We start from the raw sequence: 17374 nt of genomic DNA on the forward strand, positions 1-17374 counted from the left end.
TAGGTAGCTACTCGGCTTTGGATCATTGAATTAAGTGAATTTTACCGGAATATATTTATTTCGTTCTATTTGTTGGCTTTTTACAAAATAATAGTATCTTTGCACCCGCCTTTATTGCGGCGGGTACGTTAAAACCAGTGTGGATCATGATGCAGCATAAGGAGTTTATTATTCCTTTTTCGGGACTGAAACAGGGAAAACACGAGTTTGAGTATACCATAGAGAATAAGTTCTTTGAATCTTTTGAGTATGATGAGTTCAGCGGTGCGAATATTAAATTGGACGTTACCTTGAATAAAATGAGTACCATGATGGAGTTGGAAATGAAGGCACGGGGAACAGTAAATGTTAATTGTGACCTCACCAGCGAACCTTATGACCAAAAAATAAAGGCCGATTTGGAATTGGTGGTTAAGTTTGGTGATGAGTACAACAACGACAATGATGAGATATTGATTATTCCACACAGTGAATACCAAATCAATATTGCCCAATATGTCTATGAGATGTTGGTGTTGGCCGTACCTCTTAAAAAGGTTCACCCTGGGGTATTGGACGGCAGTTTAAAATCAGAGGTGTTGGACAAGCTGGAAGAACTCCAACCAAAAGATACAAAGGAAAACAAAGAAGATATTGATCCCAGATGGGACGCTTTAAAAAAATTATTAACGGATAAATAAGTTTCATAATGGCACATCCTAAAAGAAAAATTTCCAAAACCAGAAGAGACAAGAGAAGAACGCATTATAAGGCGGTAGCTCCTACTGTAGCACAAGATCCAACTACTGGAGAAATGCATTTGTTTCACAGAGCTCATTGGCATGAAGGTAAATTATACTACCGTGGAGAGGTTTTGATTGACAAAACTGAAGAAGCAGTAGCATAATTTAGGCTAGAACAATATAATTTGGACTCCCACTTCTTAAGAGTGGGAGTTTTTTTATGAAGGCGATGTAAATTTCAAAAACAAGGTATTTTTGGACTTAAAGTCATATAAAATCACTAATTTTCACAAATTTTCAATTGTTTTTGGAGGTTTATTGATAAAAATCAAATTTAGATGAGCAAAACAACGGCTGCAATTACCGCTGTAGGGTCTTATGTACCAGACTTTGTAATGACGAATAAGATTTTGGAGACTTTGGTAGATACCAATGATGAGTGGATTACGACAAGGACGGGTATCAAGGAAAGGAGAATCCTAAAGGGTGAGGGCCTGGGAACATCATATCTTGCCATAAAAGCTGCGGAGCAACTTCTGGAAAAACGGAAATTGGATCCCAAGGAGATCGAATTGATTATTGTTGCAACTGCAACTCCAGATATGATGGTTGCCGCAACAGCTGCCTATGTGGCTTCGGAAATTGGGGCAACTAATGCTTTCGCCTATGATTTGCAAGCGGCATGTTCCAGTTTTTTGTATGGAATGTCCACTGCGGCCAGTTATATAGAATCCGGGAGATATAAAAAGGTATTGCTTATCGGGGCCGATAAAATGTCCTCTATTATAGACTATACCGATAGAACCACCTGTATAATTTTTGGGGATGGTGCCGGCGCGGCGCTTTTTGAGCCAAATAACGAAGGTCTAGGTCTACAGGACGAATATTTAAGATCGGATGGTGTAGGAAGAAATTTCCTTAAAATGGATGCCGGAGGCTCCTTGCTTCCCGCCTCCGAGGAAACCGTTAAGAATAGACAACATTTTATTTATCAGGATGGGAAGTCGGTCTTTAAATTTGCGGTTACCAATATGGCCGATTCTGCCGCCAAGATAATGGAGCGAAATAATTTGTCTCATAATGATGTAAGTTGGTTAGTACCCCATCAAGCCAACAAAAGAATTATCGATGCCACTTCCAATAGAATGGGACTGGACGATTCCAAGGTAATGATGAATATACAGAGGTACGGAAACACTACTTCCGCGACCCTCCCACTTTTGCTGAGCGACTATGAAAGCCAGCTTAAAAAAGGTGATAATTTGGTTTTTGCAGCCTTTGGTGGTGGTTTCACCTGGGGCTCCATATATTTAAAATGGGCATACAATTCATAAATTTGAAGCAACCTATAAACTAATACGAACTCTATGGATATTAAAGAAATTCAAAGCTTAATTAAATTTGTAGCCAAATCTGGGGCTAGTGAAGTAAAATTGGAGATGGAAGATATAAAGATCACCATCCGAACCGGTGCAGCTGGTCATACTGCAGAACCAACTTATGTACAACAAATTCCTATGGGAGGCCATATGCCACAACAGATGGCTGCTGCTCCTGCTAGTTCTCCTTCTGTTGAAGTGGAGGTAAAAAAGGAAGCTGATGAAAATTCAAAATATATTACCATAAAATCACCAATAATTGGAACTTTTTATAGAAAACCCTCTCCTGATAAACCATCATTCGTTGAGGTAGGGGATACTATAGCAAAAGGAGATGTGCTTTGCGTCATAGAGGCAATGAAACTATTTAATGATATTGAATCCGAAGTTTCCGGTACCATTGTGAAAGTTCTTGTAGATGATAGTTCACCCGTAGAATTCGATCAGCCATTATTTTTGGTAGATCCATCATAAGAAGTTTTAAATGCTAAATGTCGGATGACGATTTAATATGGTCATTTCGAATCATTTAAAATTTAGAATACAAATTTAAAATTTCAAAAGATGTTTAAGAAAATACTTATTGCAAATAGGGGGGAGATAGCGCTACGTATTATTAGGACCTGTAAGGAAATGGGTATAAAAACGGTAGCGGTATATTCCAAAGCGGATGAGGAAAGCCTACATGTGCGTTTTGCGGACGAAGCCGTTTGCATAGGTCCTGCCCCAAGTAGCGAATCCTACCTTAAAATACCAAATATTATTGCAGCGGCCGAAATTACCAATGCCGATGCCATACACCCAGGATATGGATTTCTTTCCGAAAACTCCAAGTTCTCCAGAATATGCGCCGAGCACGATATAAAATTTATTGGGGCTACAGGCGAACATATAGATAAGATGGGGGACAAGGCCACTGCCAAAGAAACCATGAAAAAGGCCGGTGTACCTTGTGTACCAGGTTCTGAAGGCTTGTTGAAGGATGTAGAGGATGCCAAAAAAGTGGCCAAGAAAATGGGTTATCCAGTTATGATCAAAGCTACTGCAGGTGGAGGTGGTAAAGGGATGCGTGCCGTTATGTCCGAGGACAAGATGGAGGAACTCTTTAACAGTGCGGTAAAAGAGGCTACAGCTGCCTTTGGCAATGGAGGCATGTATATGGAAAAGTTGATCGAGGAACCTCGCCATATAGAAATACAGATAGTTGGTGACCAATATGGAAAGGCCTGTCACCTTTCAGAAAGGGACTGCTCTATTCAGCGTCGCCATCAAAAGTTGACCGAAGAAACCCCTTCCCCATTTATGACGGACAAGTTGAGGGACGACATGGGGAAAGCGGCAGTAAGGGCAGCCGAATTTATAAAATACGAAGGTGCTGGAACTATAGAATTTCTGGTAGATAAACACCGAAATTTCTATTTTATGGAAATGAATACCAGGATTCAGGTAGAACATCCCATAACAGAACAGGTAATAGATTATGACCTTATAAGGGAGCAGATTCTAGTGGCTGGGGGTGTACCTATTTCAGGTAAAAACTATCTTCCAAAGTTGCACTCCATTGAATGCAGAATAAATGCGGAGGATCCTTACAACGGATTTAGACCTTCTCCTGGCAAGATAACTACATTGCATACTCCAGGAGGGCATGGGATACGTTTGGATACCCACGTTTATAGTGGTTATACCATTCCTCCCAACTATGACTCCATGATCGCTAAGCTTATTACAACGGCCCAAACAAGGGAAGAAGCCATCAATAAAATGAAACGGGCATTGGATGAGTTTGTTATTGAAGGTATTAAAACAACTATTCCCTTTCATAGACAACTAATGGATCACCCGGATTACTTGGCGGGGAACTATACCACAAAGTTTATGGAAGACTTTGTAATGGCACCACAACCAGCGGAATAATCAGATTTTAATATTATAATTATTTCTTGGATGAGGCGGATTAAACTGGTGGGCAACCAACAGTTTAATCCGCTTTTTTAGTTTAAAGGATTATTGAATGAACCTTTCACCATGGGATATTCTTATCTAAATTAATAATACCTTTATTCCTCTTTTGTTATTTTGATCATAAAAGCAACTACCCTCTATGAACCTAAGTTATTGGGAATATAAAACCTGGTTGTCCAACATAAATTTTACTATTGTTGGCAGTGGAATCGTAGGGTTAAATTGTGCCTTATACTTAAAGAAACTGTTCCCCAAGGCAAAGATATTGATCTTGGAAAGAGGTCATCTTCCGCAAGGGGCCAGCACAAAAAATGCAGGATTTGCTTGTTTTGGCAGCATTTCAGAGGTTTTGTCCGACTTAAAGAAGCATTCCGAGGAGGAAGTCCGCCAATTGGTTCTAAAGCGTTGGGAGGGGATACAATTGCTAAGGGAGAACCTTGGCGATGAACAAATGGATTATCAAAACAACGGGGGGCATGAGATTTTTTTAAAGGAACAGGCGGATTTATATGATGATTGTCTTGATAAATTGAATAGGATTAATTCCCTATTAAAACCGGTATTTGGTGCAGACGCTTTTGTAGTGCAACCCAATAGTTTTAAGTTTAAGGGGGTTCAGAAAAATTATATAACCAATCCATTCGAAGGCCAGATCAATACCGGCAGTATGATGAAAACCTTACTGGCCAAGGTACAGCACAGTGGGGTGACCATTCTGAATGCTATTGCCGTGGAAGGCTACCAAGAGAATATGGATCATGTTGTTGTTAAAACCGATCAATTCGAGTTTAAGACCAACAAACTGTTTATTGCCACCAATGGTTTTGCGTCCCAATTAATCGGGGAAATTGTGAAGCCTGCCCGAGCGCAGGTGTTGATCACCAAACCCATAGAAAACCTATCCGTAAAGGGTACTTTTCATTTGGATGAAGGCTACTATTATTTTAGGAACATAGAAAATCGAATACTATTGGGAGGAGGGAGAAATCTCGATTTTAAAGGGGAGGAAACCAGCTCCTTTGGCGAGACCACTTTAATCCAGAACAGGCTGGAGGAAATTCTACGTACTATTATTTTGCCCGATACGCCTTTTGAGATAGATTTACGATGGAGCGGAATTATGGGGATGGGAAACCAGAAGAAACCTATTGTAAAACAACTTGCCAATAATGTGTACTGTGGGGTAAGGATGGGCGGTATGGGAATAGCCATTGGTAGTTTGGTAGGTAGGGAATTGGCTAATTTGATGAAGTAGGCTTAAAGTTATAATGCCATAAAAAATTAATAACAATATTCTGAATGGATTCTTCGGTAAAACAACGGTTATACGAGTTTTGTAAATCATTTATAGAGAATAGGTTGGGGCGCATTAATAGCAATATCGATTCCTTACAAGAAGCTTTGACCTCCGAGACCAAAAGTAGTGCTGGGGACAAACATGAAACTGGAAGGGCCATGATTCAATTGGAGCGCGAAAAACTGGGTAATCAGTTGGCGGAAGCACAGTTGTTACAGGAGTTGTTTAAAAAGATACCTCCACACACGAAGACTTCTATGGTGGGATTGGGTAGTTTGGTAATTACCGACCAACATAATTATTATATGGGGATCAGTGCAGGAGAATTGAAGATGGATGGAGTATCATATTTTGCCATTGCGCCCAATACGCCTATAGGGAAACTGCTATTGGGGAAAGCGGTGGGGGATATGGTTGTTTTTAATTCTAGAAAAATTGTAATACGGCAGATTGAGTAGTTTTTAATGCCGATGTATAAAGTTTTTAATTTAAAAGGTATAATTTCTTATTATGGTAGAAATTATTGATCTCAGCCAAGAAATATTTTCAGGGATGCCCGTTTATAAAAGCCTTCCTGAAGTAAGGATGGAGATGTATGCCTCCCATGAAGAATGGGACGGAATTACGGATAGCAATACGGTATCTCCAAGTGTCTACAAATTGGAGATGAGCGAACATACTGGAACCCATGTGGATTCCCTAAGCCATATGGCAAGGGAATTTAAGGGGCAGTCCATAGACACTATGCCGCTCTCTATGTTCTATACAGAGGGAATTTGTTTGGACTTGTCCCACAAAGGGCTAATGGAATTAATAGAGCCGGAAGATTTGGTATCGGCTTGTTCCAATGGCAATATGACTATTAAAAAAGGAGATACGGTCCTAATCTACACAGACCACTATAGAAGGACCTACGGTAGTGCGGACTGGGGGCGCGGACCGGGGCTTAGCGCTGCTTCGGCACTTTGGCTGGGAGAACAGGGAATTTCCGCTTTTGGGGTTGAAATGAATTCTCCAGGAATTCCTGGGAAATCCAATAGGGAAGTACATCATGTTTGTGGGGAGATGGGCTTTACCCACTATGAAAATATGATCAATTTACAGCTCTTAATTGGTCGGGGACGCTTTAGATTTATTGCATTGCCTTTGAAAATCCGTGGAGGTACCGGATCTCCTGTTCGTGCGGTTGCCGTTTTTGGGGAAGGGAAGTAAGGTCTTTACGGGCGGATTACTCCAACCTGGGCTTGCCCCTGTTTAATTTTTTGAGTGCAGCCTTTTTTTTGCTCTTTAACCGCTTTTCAATGGCCGACCTGCTAGGTTTGGTCTTTCTTCTTCTTTTTGGGACCGTTAAACTGGCTTCGAGGGTATCAAGGAATTTTTTAATGACCAGTTCTTTGTTTTTATGTTGACTCCTGGTTTCCTCACATTGCATTATAAGTATGTTTTCCTTGCTTAGCTTGGTCGATAGTTTCCTGAGAAGTCGGTTTTTTTCAATATCGGTCAAGGCCATGGAGTTTTCAAGATCAAAGGTCAATTCAACTTTGGAGGACACCTTGTTTACATGCTGACCCCCGGCACCACTGCTCCGCACCGCTTTAAATTTTAGCTCCTGTATGATGCCTTCCCTATTCAATATTTTATTATGGTTTTAAACGTTGGCTTATGGTTTCCAAGGCAATATTTAGGAATACTTTTTTGCCAGGGGTTAGCGCTTCCTCGGAATTGAAGCGTATTCTTTTCTCCCCAGACATGGCTTCAACCAAAAAATGACTGCCCATAAAATAGCATTTTTCTACCGTTACCGGTATTCCTTTTTTGTTCGAAACCCTAAATTCATGGGCATAAACAATAATTTCCCTTTCCAAATCCCCATAAGATTTTATAATATTTATGGGTATTAGGTTGGCTTCACCAAATAGGGTAGCGGTATATATATTTTTCGGGTTGTTATATAGGTCTCTGGTGTTGGCGTTAGCCATTATGGTCTGATCCTTAAGGACAATGATCCTATTGGCATAGGGTAAAATATCTTGATGGTCATGGGTAGCGGTGATACAGCTAATACCCTCTTTTTTTAAATAGTCGAAGAGATTTCTTCTAAGTTGATTCTTTCTAAAATTGTCTATATGTCCAAAGGGTTCATCCAACAAGAGCAATTCCGGTTTTTGTGCCAGAACCCTGGCCAAGGCTACCCGCTGCTGTTGTCCCCCACTCAGATTTTTAACCTTTACCTTGGCAAAGGACACCATATCTATCATTTCCAACAATTCTGTTGTTCTGGCCTTTAATTCCTCTGGATAAAAAACAGATAAAAACTGACTAACGTTTTCGGCCACTGTGGTGAAGGGCATTAAATCAAAATCCTGTGAAAGGTATTTCATGTACGACTCTCCAGGTACCAGATTGAAATCTGGGCCCAATACCTGTTTTTCACCCCAAAATATTTCACCTTCAATTGGCTGTAATAGACCGTAAATAATTTTGAGCAGGGTGCTTTTGCCACAACCGCTTTCTCCAACAATGGAAACATGTTCTCCTTGGTCTACCTTAAAGTTGATATTGGTAAGTACCGGCTTTTTATCATAAGCGAACGAAAGGGAATTTACTTGTAACATGGGCTAAAACTATATATGTACCTAGAGGGGATAAAAAAAGTCCATTTCTAAAAGAAACGGACTACAAAACAAAATTATCGATTTTTTTTAAACTATTCCTCAAAATCTTTTAAAACTCCCTTGTTAGGGAGCTCCCTAAAGCCCATATTAAACAAGGTAAATCCGAAAATATCCACATTTTGGTCAATGGTCTTGCTCACGGGAGTTCCTGCACCATGGCCGGCATTTACTTCTATTCGTATTAAGGTAGGGTTGGCCCCCGTCTGTTTATCCTGCAATTCCGCAGCGAATTTAAAACTGTGCGCAGGTACCACCCTGTCGTCATGATCGCCTGTGGTAATCAAGGTGGCTGGATATTCTACGCCTTTCCGAACATTGTGTACAGGGGAATAGCCTTTTAGATAATTGAACATCTCCAAATTGTCTTCAGCTGTTCCGTAATCATAGGCCCAGCCAGCACCGGCGGTAAATGTATGATACCGCAGCATATCCAAAACCCCTACGGCAGGCAGGGCCACCTTCATTAATTCCGGTCTTTGGGTCATGGTAGCTCCCACCAGTAGTCCACCGTTGGAACCTCCTTTAATGGCCAAATAGTCCGATGAGGTATATTTCTCGGCTATTAAGTATTCGGCGGCAGCTATAAAATCGTCAAAGACGTTTTGTTTTTTGGTTTTAATCCCGGCATCATGCCATTGTTTACCATATTCCCCACCTCCTCTAAGGTTGGGCACCGCAAGGATGCCACCTTGCTCCATCCATACAGCATTAATAACACTAAAAGTCGGGGTAAGGCTTATGTTAAAACCCCCATAGCCATATAAAATGGTTGGATTTTGACCATTTAGCGGCAATCCTTTTTTATGGGTGATTATCATTGGTAGTTTAGTGCCGTCCTTGGAAGGATAAAAGATTTGTGTGGACACGTAATTGTTTGGGTTGAAATCTATTTCAGGTTTCCAATAAATGGAAAAGTCTCCTGTTTTAATATCCAATTTATAAATAGATTCCGGGCTATTGTAATTGGTAAAAGTGAAATAAAGTTCTGTTTCCTTCTTTTTGCCACCGAAGCCACCGGCACTTCCGAGCCCTGGAAGTGCTATTTCGCGTATCATTTGGCCTTGGTTGTCATATTGATACACTTTGGAAATGGCGTCTACCATATACTCTGCAAAGAAATAACCTCCACCGGTACCAACAGATAGAACATTTTGTGTTTCCGGAATTAGATCTGTCCAATGTTCTGGTGAAGGATTTTCTGCGCCTACGGTAACGACTTTCTTATTGGGTGCATTTCTGTTGGTTAAAATAAAAAGTCGGGATCCTACATTGTCTATGATTTGGCTATCGCTGTCCGTAGTATCCAAAATGGTAATCAGTCCGCTTTCAGGTTGGGTCAAGTCCTTTATGAATAATTTGTTCCCAGAGGTGGAGACAGCGGCCGAAATTATGAGATACCTGTCGTCTTCGGTTACATAACCCCCGACATATCTATGCTTTTCCTCTGGAATTCCCCCAAAAACTACCTCATCGCTCTTTTGGGCAGTTCCCAGTTTGTGATAATAAAGTTTATGTTGGTCGGTTTTGGCAGATAGCTCGCTTCCTTCAGGTTTGTCATAACTGGAGTAATAGAAGCCTTCGTTTCCCTTCCAGGAAACTCCACTAAATTTAATGTCTACCAGAGTATCTTCAACAATCGACTTATTTTTTGCGTTGATCACGATTACTTTTCGCCAATCACTTCCACCTTCGGAAATGGAATAGGCGGCTATTGAACCATCCTTGGAAAAATTTATTCCGGCCAATGAAGTGGTAGCATCTGCTGAAAAGGAATTGGGGTCCAGAAATACTTCTGCCTGCCCATAATCACCTTTTTTACGGTACAATACATTCTGATTTTGTAAGCCATCGTTCTTAAAAAAATACATGTAATCGCCTTCTTTGAACGGAGAACCTAACTTTTCAAAATTCCATAATTGTTCCAAACGTTTTTTTAGCTCTTTGCGAAATGGAATTTTGTCCAAATAATTAAATGTGGTCTCATTTTGTTGCTTTACCCAATTTTCGGTCTCGGGGCTTCGGTCATCTTCCAGCCAACGGAATGGGTCGTGTATTTTTATTCCGAAATAGCTGTCTACGGAATCAACTTTTTTTGTGTTTGGATATTTCAAAATGATGGTATCTTTTTTTTGGTTGGTCTCACAGGCTAACATTAGTATTGCCGTAAGTGGGATCAATATTAATCGCTTCATTTATCGATGTTCTGAAGCCAAAAATAGCATAAAAAAAACCTTTGTAAATGGTGGTTACAAAGGTTTTAACATCTTTTCCTTCTCTCCTTAGTTCCTTTTGGGATTGAAGGCTGTTTTTACAGTAATTCTACTACACCAGTTGGTTTTCAACCAAATATTCTGCAATCTGTACGGCGTTCGTTGCTGCTCCTTTTCTTAGGTTATCCGCAACGATCCACATGTTCAGGGTATTGGGTTGGGTTTCGTCCCTTCTAATACGTCCTACAAAAACATCATCCTTGCCATGTGCATAAATGGGCATTGGATAGGTATTGGTGTCGGTATTGTCCTGAACAACGATTCCTGGAGTTTCACTCAACAACCTTCTAACTTCAGAAAGTTCAAAATCATTTTCAAATTCCACATTAACGGATTCCGAGTGCCCTCCTGAGGTTGGAATACGTACTGCTGTTGCAGTAACGGAGAATGAATTGTCATTGAATATCTTTTGAGGCTCTTTGGCCAACTTCATTTCTTCCTTGGTATATCCATTCTCCAGGAATACATCGCAATGTGGCAATGCATTTTTCCCGATAGGATAAGGATATGCCATTTCTCCCTTTATTCCTGCAATTTCATTTTCCAATTGCTGAACCGCTTTTACGCCTGTTCCGGAAACCGATTGGTAGGTAGAAACAACGACCCTTTTCATTTTGTATTTTTTGTGAAGGGAAGAAAGTGCCAATACCATCTGTATTGTGGAACAGTTTGGGTTGGCTATAATCTTATCCTCTTTTGTCAACTCCGAAGCGTTTATTTCGGGAACCACTAATTTTTTAGTGGGATCCATACGCCAAGCTGAAGAATTGTCTATTACCGTGGTACCAACAGCGGCAAATTTCGGTGCCCATTCCAAGGAAGTATCGCCTCCTGCTGAAAAAATGGCAACGTCCGGTTTGGCGGCAACCGCAGTTTCCAACCCAATTAAGGTGTACTCCTTGCCTTGGAAGCTTAACTTTTTGCCTACAGATCTTTCCGAGGCCACTACCAATAATTCCGTTACTGGAAAGTTACGTTCTGCCAATACTTTTAGCATTACCTCCCCTACCATTCCTGTTGCACCAACTACAGCTACTTTCATTACGATTAAATTAAAATTTCAGTTGGCAAATGTACTGATTATAGGATATTAAACAATACATAAAATAGAATATATTAAAAATATAACAAATTGTTGTAAATATAACTTTATTATATAAAAGAACCGTCAACTTGGATAGCGAATCCCAATTGACGGTTTTTGTTGGTTAGTTGGTAGTGTAGCGGTTGTACTTTGATTATAAGCCAAAGTACGTCATGTTTTAAAAAAATTATTTTTTTAGTAGATCCCTGATCTGGGTCAAAAGCTCTTCTTGACTTGGGCCTTTAGGTGCCGCAGGAGCTTCCTCCTTTGGTTTTTTAGTTTTATTGTAGGCCTTAACTATAATAAATAATACAAATCCAACAATAATTAAGTTAATGATAGAATTTATCCAGGCCCCATAACGGATAGCACTGGCAGGTTTTTCAACCGTTCCGTCGGCAGCAACAATTGCCTCTGATAGCACAATTTGCATATCGGAGAAATCCACTCCCCCGGTAAAATATCCCACGACTGGCATCATGATATCGTTGACAAATCCACTGACAACCAAGCCTGCAGCTCCCGCTAGCAGTACAGCAACGGCCAAATCAATGACATTGCCGGTCATAATAAAATCCTTAAATTCCTTTAACATAATTAGTGTTTTATTTGATTAATACTAGCTGCAATTTAATTTAATTTGGCATCTTAACAAAATGTTAAAATGAAAATGTTTGCTACATTGAGCATATCTTATAAAATGGGGTTTTAAACATTTGGGAAAAATCTATTTTCTAAACCTTAATCTTTATAAATCCGTTTCACCCGTTGCGAAATTCCGGTCAGCAGTTCATAAGTTATGGTATTGGCCGAAGACGCTAAGGCTTCTGCACTATGTTTCTGGCCAAAAACTATGACCTCATCACCTTCCTTACAATCAATCCCGGTGATATCCACCATGATCATGTCCATACAAACATTGCCAATAATGGGTGCCAATTTTCCGTGTATAGATACCTGACCTTTTCGGTTCCCATATTGTCTGCCAATTCCGTCTGCATGGCCCAATGGTAGTGTTGCCGTAACCTTGGGAGCATTGGAGACGAACGCCCTATTGTAACCTACACTTTCATTGGCCCCTATCTTGTGGATCTGTGAAATTATGGTTTTAAGGGTGGCGACAGGAATTAAACGTTCATCTTCGGCGGCCTCGTTTCCATAGCCGTAAAGTCCTATACCGCTTCTTACCATGTCGTACTGGGCTTCTGGGTAATTAATTATTCCGGAGGTATTCAACATATGCCTTTTGGGCCTGTACTTTAATTTGGAGATTATTGCCGAACTAATTTTTTCGAACTGCCTAATCTGGGAGATAGTAAATTCTTTTTCGTTCAAGTCTTCGGAAGCGGCTAAATGGGAAAATAGGGAACTTATTTTTACTTGGTCCGCTCCTTCCAGCGATGATAAAATAAAATCTATATCCTTTTCCCCAAAGCCCAATCTGTTTAGACCGGTGTTGAATTTTAAATGTATAGGGTAATTCCTTTGGTCCAGGTCTCTGGCAACTTTTAAAAAGGAAGAGAAAATTGTGCGCGAATATAGACTGGGCTCCAAACATTTTTCTATTAAGGTGGCAAAACTTACCTCTTGCGGATGCAACACCAGGATGGGCAGTTCAATTCCGACTTCCCTTAAGGCTACACCTTCTGCAGTATAAGCTACGGCCAAATAGTCCGCACCAAGGGTTTCCAGTTTTTTTGCGATGGCTATGGAATCACCACCATAGGCGAAAGCCTTCACCACTCCTAGAAATTTGGTTTTTGGATCTACCTTGGATCTCAAATAATGATAATTGTGTTCCAAAGCCCTAAGGTCTATTTCCAGAACGGTTTCTCCGACCTTAGTCATTCGATTTTTTTTGAGGAGGTAATACTTCCTCGGATGTAACTTCTATGGCGTTTACTTTTTCTTTTAACATAGCTTTGTAGTACGCTGCTCTACTAAGAGGTTCATATTCTTCTGTTTCTCCCAAAAAAACCAATTTGTTGTTATTGGCCTTTCTAAAACTATAATTGGCAAGATTGCCGGTTCGAGTACAAACGGCATGAACTTTTGTGACATATTCGGCCGTGGCCATCAACGCGGGCATTGGTCCAAACGGGTTGCCCTTAAAATCCATGTCCAATCCAGCCACTACCACCCGGATACCCTTGTTGGCCAAATCATTGCATACGGTAACAATTTCGTCATCGAAGAATTGGGCCTCATCAATTCCTACCACATCGCAATCATCGGCCAAAAGCCGAATATTTGCAGCTGCCGGAACTGGAGTAGATCTAATTTCGTTGGCATCGTGTGAAACTACCATTTCCTCATGGTATCTTTTATCTACCATAGGTTTAAAAATTTCTACCTTTTGCTTGGCAAATTTGGCTCTTTTCAACCTTCGGATCAGTTCCTCGGTCTTGCCAGAGAACATGGAACCGCAGATTACTTCGATCCAACCGAATTGTTCTTTAGGGTTAACAGTATTTTCGAGAAACATTTTGTAATTTTAGACGAAAGTAATTTGTTTTCCGTTTTTTATTAGGAGGCATAAAATTATTAAAAAAATAATCCTTCTGGTATTAATGTTGGTAAAAGTTGGTAATCTAGATTACTTGTTCTTTAACCACCCATTAATTGCCTGAAAGGAATTGCTATATTGGTGCTCCAATTGAGCCCCTACTAATTTTAAAATATATTCAGATGAAAAAGAGACTAAAAGAGGAATTGAGAAAATTATCAACTGAAATAATAACCTCGAGAAATTTAAACGATTACTCGGCCTTATATGAAACTGCTAGGGAATTATATGAAAAGTTGGCAGTTCTTAAATATATTGAGGAAAAATTAAATGAGGTGGAGATAGATGTTTCCAAGAATGCCATAGCGGCAAAATTTGAATCTATGGCCAACTCCGTGTTAAGTGCAAATTCTTCGGTACCTGAAAGTAACCCGCACGAAGAGGATATAATCATACCAGGGATAGATACCATTAAGGATATGGTGTCCGAAATGCCTGGAGCCACCACCATCGACGAGGTTTTATCGCAGTTTACCAACAAACCGGATTTGATCAAAAACGATAAGGACTTATTTATGCCCAAGGAGGTGAAAACCGTGAAAGCGCCAAGTACTGCCCAATCTGTTGAAAATGGTCCTAAAAAGGTGCTGAAAGTGGACTTGAACGATCGCTTGGCATTTGTAAAGCATCTCTTCAATAACAATATGGAAGATTACAACAGAGTGTTGTCCCAGTTGAGTACCATAGATAGTGAAGAAAGATCTATTTCATTTATTACGAACATGGTAAAACCGGATTATAATAATTGGGAGGGAAAAGAGGATTACGAACAAAGATTTATGAACGTAATTGCCCGCAAATTTGCATAAGGATTTTTTTAAGGGACAACAATGAAAATTATTCTTCTTGATTTTCGTTAATTTTGTCGCTTTCCACCTGCAACTGTAAGAAAGGCCGGTGTTTAATAAAATTGATGGGGAAATTATATATAGTACCTACACCTATAGGTAACTTAGAGGATATTACATTGCGCGCCATTAGGGTGCTAAAGGAAGTGGACCTTATTTTGGCCGAAGACACCCGTACCAGTGGAAAATTATTGCACCATTACAATATAGACACCCCTATGCAAAGTCACCATATGCATAATGAGCATAAGACCGTTGAAGGGATCGTAAGGCGTTTGCAATCCGGGGAGAATGTGGCATTGATATCCGACGCGGGAACCCCTGCCATTTCGGATCCTGGTTTTTTGCTTACCCGTGCCTGTGTAGAAAATAATATAGAAGTGGACTGCCTGCCAGGGGCTACCGCATTTGTACCTGCCTTGGTAAATAGCGGTTTGCCTAATGATAAATTTGTTTTTGAGGGCTTCTTGCCCGTAAAAAAGGGCAGACAGACCAGATTGACCTTATTGGCCGAAGAGCCTAGGACGATTATTTTTTACGAATCGCCCCATAAATTGATTAAGACCTTATCACATTTTGAAGCCTATTTTGGTGCGGAAAGATTGGTTTCCGTTTCTCGGGAGCTGTCAAAAATGTATGAGGAGACTATAAGGGGTACGGTAAAGGAGGTCTTGCAACATTATACGGACAACCCCCCCAAAGGAGAGATCGTTATTGTGGTGGCAGGTAAAAAATAATGGAGCGATTATTATCGGAAATAAGAAGTTGCCAGGTATGTAAGTCCCAATTACCCTTGGGTCCAAGACCCGTGCTTGCAGCACATCCCAATGCCAGGATTGTTATTATAGGTCAGGCACCGGGGACCAAGGTGCACCAAACCGGCATTCCTTGGGATGACCCAAGTGGTAAGCAGTTGAGAAGTTGGCTCAATATTTTGGATTCCGTGTTTTATGATGAAAGTAAAATAGCACTAATGCCTATGGGCTTTTGCTATCCAGGAAGGGGCAAAGGTGGCGACTTGCCACCGAGACCGGAATGTGCCCCTTTATGGCACAGAGCCTTACTGAAATGTATGCCTAGTCTGGAACTAATTATTCTAATTGGCACCTATTCCCAACAATATTACCTTGGAAAGACCGCCAAAGCTACCTTGACGGAGACCGTAAAAGGCTATCAGGAATATTTACCGAAATATTTTCCTTTGCCCCATCCTTCTCCTAGGAACAGATTTTGGCAATCTAAAAATCCTTGGTTCGGACAGGAAGTGGTACCTGTATTGCAAGAAAGGGTGGCCCATATTCTTGAACTCGACAGATCATCTACATAGGTATATCTTATTTATCCAAGAACTTTCTGTCCAAAATACTTTCCCAAAAGTATTTTGACCTATAATTGAGGCGTTTGTCTAAAACCTTTTTTACGCCACGGCTTTTGGTTTACTTTTGGAGGACCATAGCATAAGTAGGTTAAGTTCATGGTAAGATTTGGGGAAAAAAGGCGGAGCTTAGCTTCGCCTTTTTTATTGCTGAAAATCAGTATTTTAACTAATATTTAGTCACTTTTAACGATAATTGTTGATCATCATCGAAAAAAATTATGGTTAAAAGGTCATAATTATTTTTGTTATTTCTCACAATACCAGTATTTTAGTATCGCCATAGCATAAGTAGGTTAAGTTTATGGTAAGATTTGGGACGAAAAGGGTGGAGGCTTCTCCACCCTTTTCTATTTTTAGCATACAAAAAAGTCCGCTCGTCAAATTTTTGACGAGCGGACTTTAATTTATTCCAAGGAATGCCATGAAAAATCTTCAGAAAATTATTCTGCTGGCCAATTGGAGCCTTCGCTTATTGACCATGAATTTTCAAAGTCCCGGTTAATGGTAAGCCTTATTTATTGGCTTTGTAGGAAGCGGCTACCTTATCCCAATTAACTACATTGAAAAATGCGTTGATGTAGTCTGGTCTTCTATTCTGATAATTTAGGTAATAGGCATGCTCCCATACATCCAAGCCCAAAATTGGAAAACCGTCACATCCGGTTCCTGGCATAAGTGGGTTGTCCTGGTTAGGAGTTGAGCATATTTCCAGTTTCCCTCCTTTATGGACACATAACCAAGCCCAACCAGAGCCGAATCTTGTTGCTGCGGCTTTGGAAAAAGCATCCTTAAATGATTCAAAAGAACCAAAAGCTGATTTTATGGCATCGGCAAGCTCACCTGTAGGTTGCCCACCACCATTTGGGGACATTATTTCCCAAAATAAAGAGTGATTGTAGAAGCCTCCTCCGTTGTTTCTTACAGCGGCATTGGACATGTCCAAATTGGTCAAAATATCCATAATGGATTTTTTTGCCAAATCCGTTCCCTCAATAGCATTATTTAAATTGGTAGTGTACCCATTGTGATGCTTGGTGTGATGTATTTCCATGGTTCTGGCATCAATATGTGGTTCCAAAGCGTCGTACGCATAAGGTAATTTAGGTAATTCAAAAGCCATAATGTTTTCGTTTTTATGTTAAAAAATGTTGTTTCCCAAAATTACGGTTTTATGATAGAAATTCAACTAA

Annotated in this window: 19 protein-coding genes; 11 read left to right on the top strand and 8 right to left on the bottom strand. The window is 40.3% G+C overall.

Features of this window, described 5'->3' with window-relative positions; genetic code table 11:
• Positions 1–146 precede the first annotated feature (146 nt).
• From BUA60_RS03090 to BUA60_RS03125, 8 genes are all read left to right on the top strand, one after another.
• Complete coding sequence (locus BUA60_RS03090) at positions 147–680, top strand: YceD family protein (RefSeq protein ID WP_072860252.1); 534 nt, start codon at positions 147–149, stop codon at positions 678–680.
• A gap of 8 nt (positions 681–688) precedes the next feature.
• Complete coding sequence (rpmF, locus tag BUA60_RS03095) at positions 689–886, top strand: 50S ribosomal protein L32 (RefSeq protein ID WP_031445940.1); 198 nt, start codon at positions 689–691, stop codon at positions 884–886.
• A 174-nt stretch (positions 887–1060) separates the two neighbouring features.
• Positions 1061–2056: a beta-ketoacyl-ACP synthase III gene (locus tag BUA60_RS03100; RefSeq protein WP_072860253.1), complete on the top strand. Its 996-nt coding sequence runs from the start codon at positions 1061–1063 to the stop codon at positions 2054–2056.
• A 33-nt stretch (positions 2057–2089) separates the two neighbouring features.
• Positions 2090–2575, top strand: a complete 486-nt coding sequence (accB, locus tag BUA60_RS03105) for an acetyl-CoA carboxylase biotin carboxyl carrier protein (RefSeq protein WP_072860254.1) — start codon at positions 2090–2092, stop codon at positions 2573–2575.
• A gap of 90 nt (positions 2576–2665) precedes the next feature.
• Complete coding sequence (gene accC, locus BUA60_RS03110) at positions 2666–4018, top strand: acetyl-CoA carboxylase biotin carboxylase subunit (RefSeq protein ID WP_072860255.1); 1353 nt, start codon at positions 2666–2668, stop codon at positions 4016–4018.
• Positions 4019–4205: 187 nt separating this feature from the next.
• Positions 4206–5321: an NAD(P)/FAD-dependent oxidoreductase gene (locus BUA60_RS03115; protein WP_072860256.1), complete on the top strand. Its 1116-nt coding sequence runs from the start codon at positions 4206–4208 to the stop codon at positions 5319–5321.
• A 44-nt stretch (positions 5322–5365) separates the two neighbouring features.
• Positions 5366–5821 (top strand): 3-oxoacyl-ACP synthase, encoded by a 456-nt coding sequence (locus BUA60_RS03120; protein ID WP_072860257.1) that lies wholly within the window; start codon positions 5366–5368, stop codon positions 5819–5821.
• Positions 5822–5873: 52 nt separating this feature from the next.
• Positions 5874–6575 carry a cyclase family protein gene (locus BUA60_RS03125; RefSeq protein WP_072860258.1) on the top strand — a complete coding sequence of 234 codons (702 nt, stop codon included), beginning with the start codon at positions 5874–5876 and terminating at the stop codon, positions 6573–6575.
• 16 nt (positions 6576–6591) lie between these two features.
• Here the strand turns inward: BUA60_RS03125 and arfB are convergent, their stop codons facing one another.
• The 7 genes from arfB to BUA60_RS03160 form a co-directional block, all read right to left on the bottom strand.
• A complete protein-coding gene (arfB, locus tag BUA60_RS03130; protein ID WP_072860259.1) occupies positions 6592–6996 on the bottom strand; it encodes an alternative ribosome rescue aminoacyl-tRNA hydrolase ArfB in 405 nt (134 codons plus the stop codon).
• A gap of 7 nt (positions 6997–7003) precedes the next feature.
• The gene (locus BUA60_RS03135) at positions 7004–7978 is read right to left on the bottom strand and encodes an ABC transporter ATP-binding protein (RefSeq protein WP_072860260.1); all 975 of its coding nucleotides are present in this window, start codon (positions 7976–7978) and stop codon (positions 7004–7006) included.
• 92 nt (positions 7979–8070) lie between these two features.
• Positions 8071–10230: a prolyl oligopeptidase family serine peptidase gene (locus tag BUA60_RS03140; RefSeq protein WP_072860261.1), complete on the bottom strand. Its 2160-nt coding sequence runs from the start codon at positions 10228–10230 to the stop codon at positions 8071–8073.
• A gap of 130 nt (positions 10231–10360) precedes the next feature.
• On the bottom strand, positions 10361–11350 hold the full coding sequence (locus BUA60_RS03145; RefSeq protein WP_072860262.1) for an aspartate-semialdehyde dehydrogenase: 990 nt from the start codon (positions 11348–11350) through the stop codon (positions 10361–10363).
• A 229-nt stretch (positions 11351–11579) separates the two neighbouring features.
• Entirely contained in the window at positions 11580–11987 is a 408-nt protein-coding gene (mscL, locus tag BUA60_RS03150; protein ID WP_072860263.1) for a large-conductance mechanosensitive channel protein MscL, read from the bottom strand.
• 146 nt (positions 11988–12133) lie between these two features.
• Positions 12134–13240: an alanine racemase gene (alr, locus tag BUA60_RS03155; protein ID WP_072860264.1), complete on the bottom strand. Its 1107-nt coding sequence runs from the start codon at positions 13238–13240 to the stop codon at positions 12134–12136.
• Entirely contained in the window at positions 13233–13877 is a 645-nt protein-coding gene (locus BUA60_RS03160) for a thymidine kinase (RefSeq protein ID WP_072860265.1), read from the bottom strand. Before BUA60_RS03160 ends, alr begins: the two co-directional genes overlap by 8 nt.
• Before the next feature lie 203 nt (positions 13878–14080).
• Between BUA60_RS03160 and BUA60_RS03165 the strand changes: the two genes are divergently transcribed.
• From BUA60_RS03165 to BUA60_RS03175, 3 genes are all read left to right on the top strand, one after another.
• On the top strand, positions 14081–14767 hold the full coding sequence (locus BUA60_RS03165; protein WP_072860266.1) for a hypothetical protein: 687 nt from the start codon (positions 14081–14083) through the stop codon (positions 14765–14767).
• Positions 14768–14871: 104 nt separating this feature from the next.
• Positions 14872–15543, top strand: a complete 672-nt coding sequence (rsmI, locus tag BUA60_RS03170) for a 16S rRNA (cytidine(1402)-2'-O)-methyltransferase (protein WP_072860267.1) — start codon at positions 14872–14874, stop codon at positions 15541–15543.
• Complete coding sequence (locus BUA60_RS03175; protein WP_072860268.1) at positions 15543–16133, top strand: uracil-DNA glycosylase family protein; 591 nt, start codon at positions 15543–15545, stop codon at positions 16131–16133. The genes rsmI and BUA60_RS03175 overlap by 1 nt, the downstream gene beginning before the upstream one ends.
• Positions 16134–16695: 562 nt before the next feature.
• Here the strand turns inward: BUA60_RS03175 and BUA60_RS03180 are convergent.
• Positions 16696–17304 carry a superoxide dismutase gene (locus tag BUA60_RS03180; protein WP_072860269.1) on the bottom strand — a complete coding sequence of 203 codons (609 nt, stop codon included), beginning with the start codon at positions 17302–17304 and terminating at the stop codon, positions 16696–16698.
• Positions 17305–17374: the final 70 nt, after the last annotated feature.

This window comes from Arenibacter palladensis (assembly GCF_900129275.1).
GTDB lineage: Bacteria > Bacteroidota > Bacteroidia > Flavobacteriales > Flavobacteriaceae > Arenibacter > Arenibacter palladensis.

What these genes read in the sequence shown, in the direction of transcription:
- BUA60_RS03160 (WP_072860265.1), bottom strand. Translation starts at nt 13,877, where the DNA reads ATGTTTCTCGAAAATACTGTTAACCCTAAAGAACAATTCGGTTGGATC.
- BUA60_RS03135 (WP_072860260.1), bottom strand. Translation starts at nt 7,978, where the DNA reads ATGTTACAAGTAAATTCCCTTTCGTTCGCTTATGATAAAAAGCCGGTA.
- BUA60_RS03125 (WP_072860258.1), top strand. Translation starts at nt 5,874, where the DNA reads ATGGTAGAAATTATTGATCTCAGCCAAGAAATATTTTCAGGGATGCCC.
- BUA60_RS03175 (WP_072860268.1), top strand. Translation starts at nt 15,543, where the DNA reads ATGGAGCGATTATTATCGGAAATAAGAAGTTGCCAGGTATGTAAGTCC.
- alr (WP_072860264.1), bottom strand. Translation starts at nt 13,240, where the DNA reads ATGACTAAGGTCGGAGAAACCGTTCTGGAAATAGACCTTAGGGCTTTG.
- BUA60_RS03145 (WP_072860262.1), bottom strand. Translation starts at nt 11,350, where the DNA reads ATGAAAGTAGCTGTAGTTGGTGCAACAGGAATGGTAGGGGAGGTAATG.
- BUA60_RS03090 (WP_072860252.1), top strand. Translation starts at nt 147, where the DNA reads ATGATGCAGCATAAGGAGTTTATTATTCCTTTTTCGGGACTGAAACAG.
- BUA60_RS03180 (WP_072860269.1), bottom strand. Translation starts at nt 17,304, where the DNA reads ATGGCTTTTGAATTACCTAAATTACCTTATGCGTACGACGCTTTGGAA.
- rsmI (WP_072860267.1), top strand. Translation starts at nt 14,872, where the DNA reads ATGGGGAAATTATATATAGTACCTACACCTATAGGTAACTTAGAGGAT.
- BUA60_RS03165 (WP_072860266.1), top strand. Translation starts at nt 14,081, where the DNA reads ATGAAAAAGAGACTAAAAGAGGAATTGAGAAAATTATCAACTGAAATA.
- BUA60_RS03115 (WP_072860256.1), top strand. Translation starts at nt 4,206, where the DNA reads ATGAACCTAAGTTATTGGGAATATAAAACCTGGTTGTCCAACATAAAT.
- BUA60_RS03140 (WP_072860261.1), bottom strand. Translation starts at nt 10,230, where the DNA reads ATGAAGCGATTAATATTGATCCCACTTACGGCAATACTAATGTTAGCC.
- mscL (WP_072860263.1), bottom strand. Translation starts at nt 11,987, where the DNA reads ATGTTAAAGGAATTTAAGGATTTTATTATGACCGGCAATGTCATTGAT.
- rpmF (WP_031445940.1), top strand. Translation starts at nt 689, where the DNA reads ATGGCACATCCTAAAAGAAAAATTTCCAAAACCAGAAGAGACAAGAGA.
- accB (WP_072860254.1), top strand. Translation starts at nt 2,090, where the DNA reads ATGGATATTAAAGAAATTCAAAGCTTAATTAAATTTGTAGCCAAATCT.
- accC (WP_072860255.1), top strand. Translation starts at nt 2,666, where the DNA reads ATGTTTAAGAAAATACTTATTGCAAATAGGGGGGAGATAGCGCTACGT.
- BUA60_RS03120 (WP_072860257.1), top strand. Translation starts at nt 5,366, where the DNA reads ATGGATTCTTCGGTAAAACAACGGTTATACGAGTTTTGTAAATCATTT.
- BUA60_RS03100 (WP_072860253.1), top strand. Translation starts at nt 1,061, where the DNA reads ATGAGCAAAACAACGGCTGCAATTACCGCTGTAGGGTCTTATGTACCA.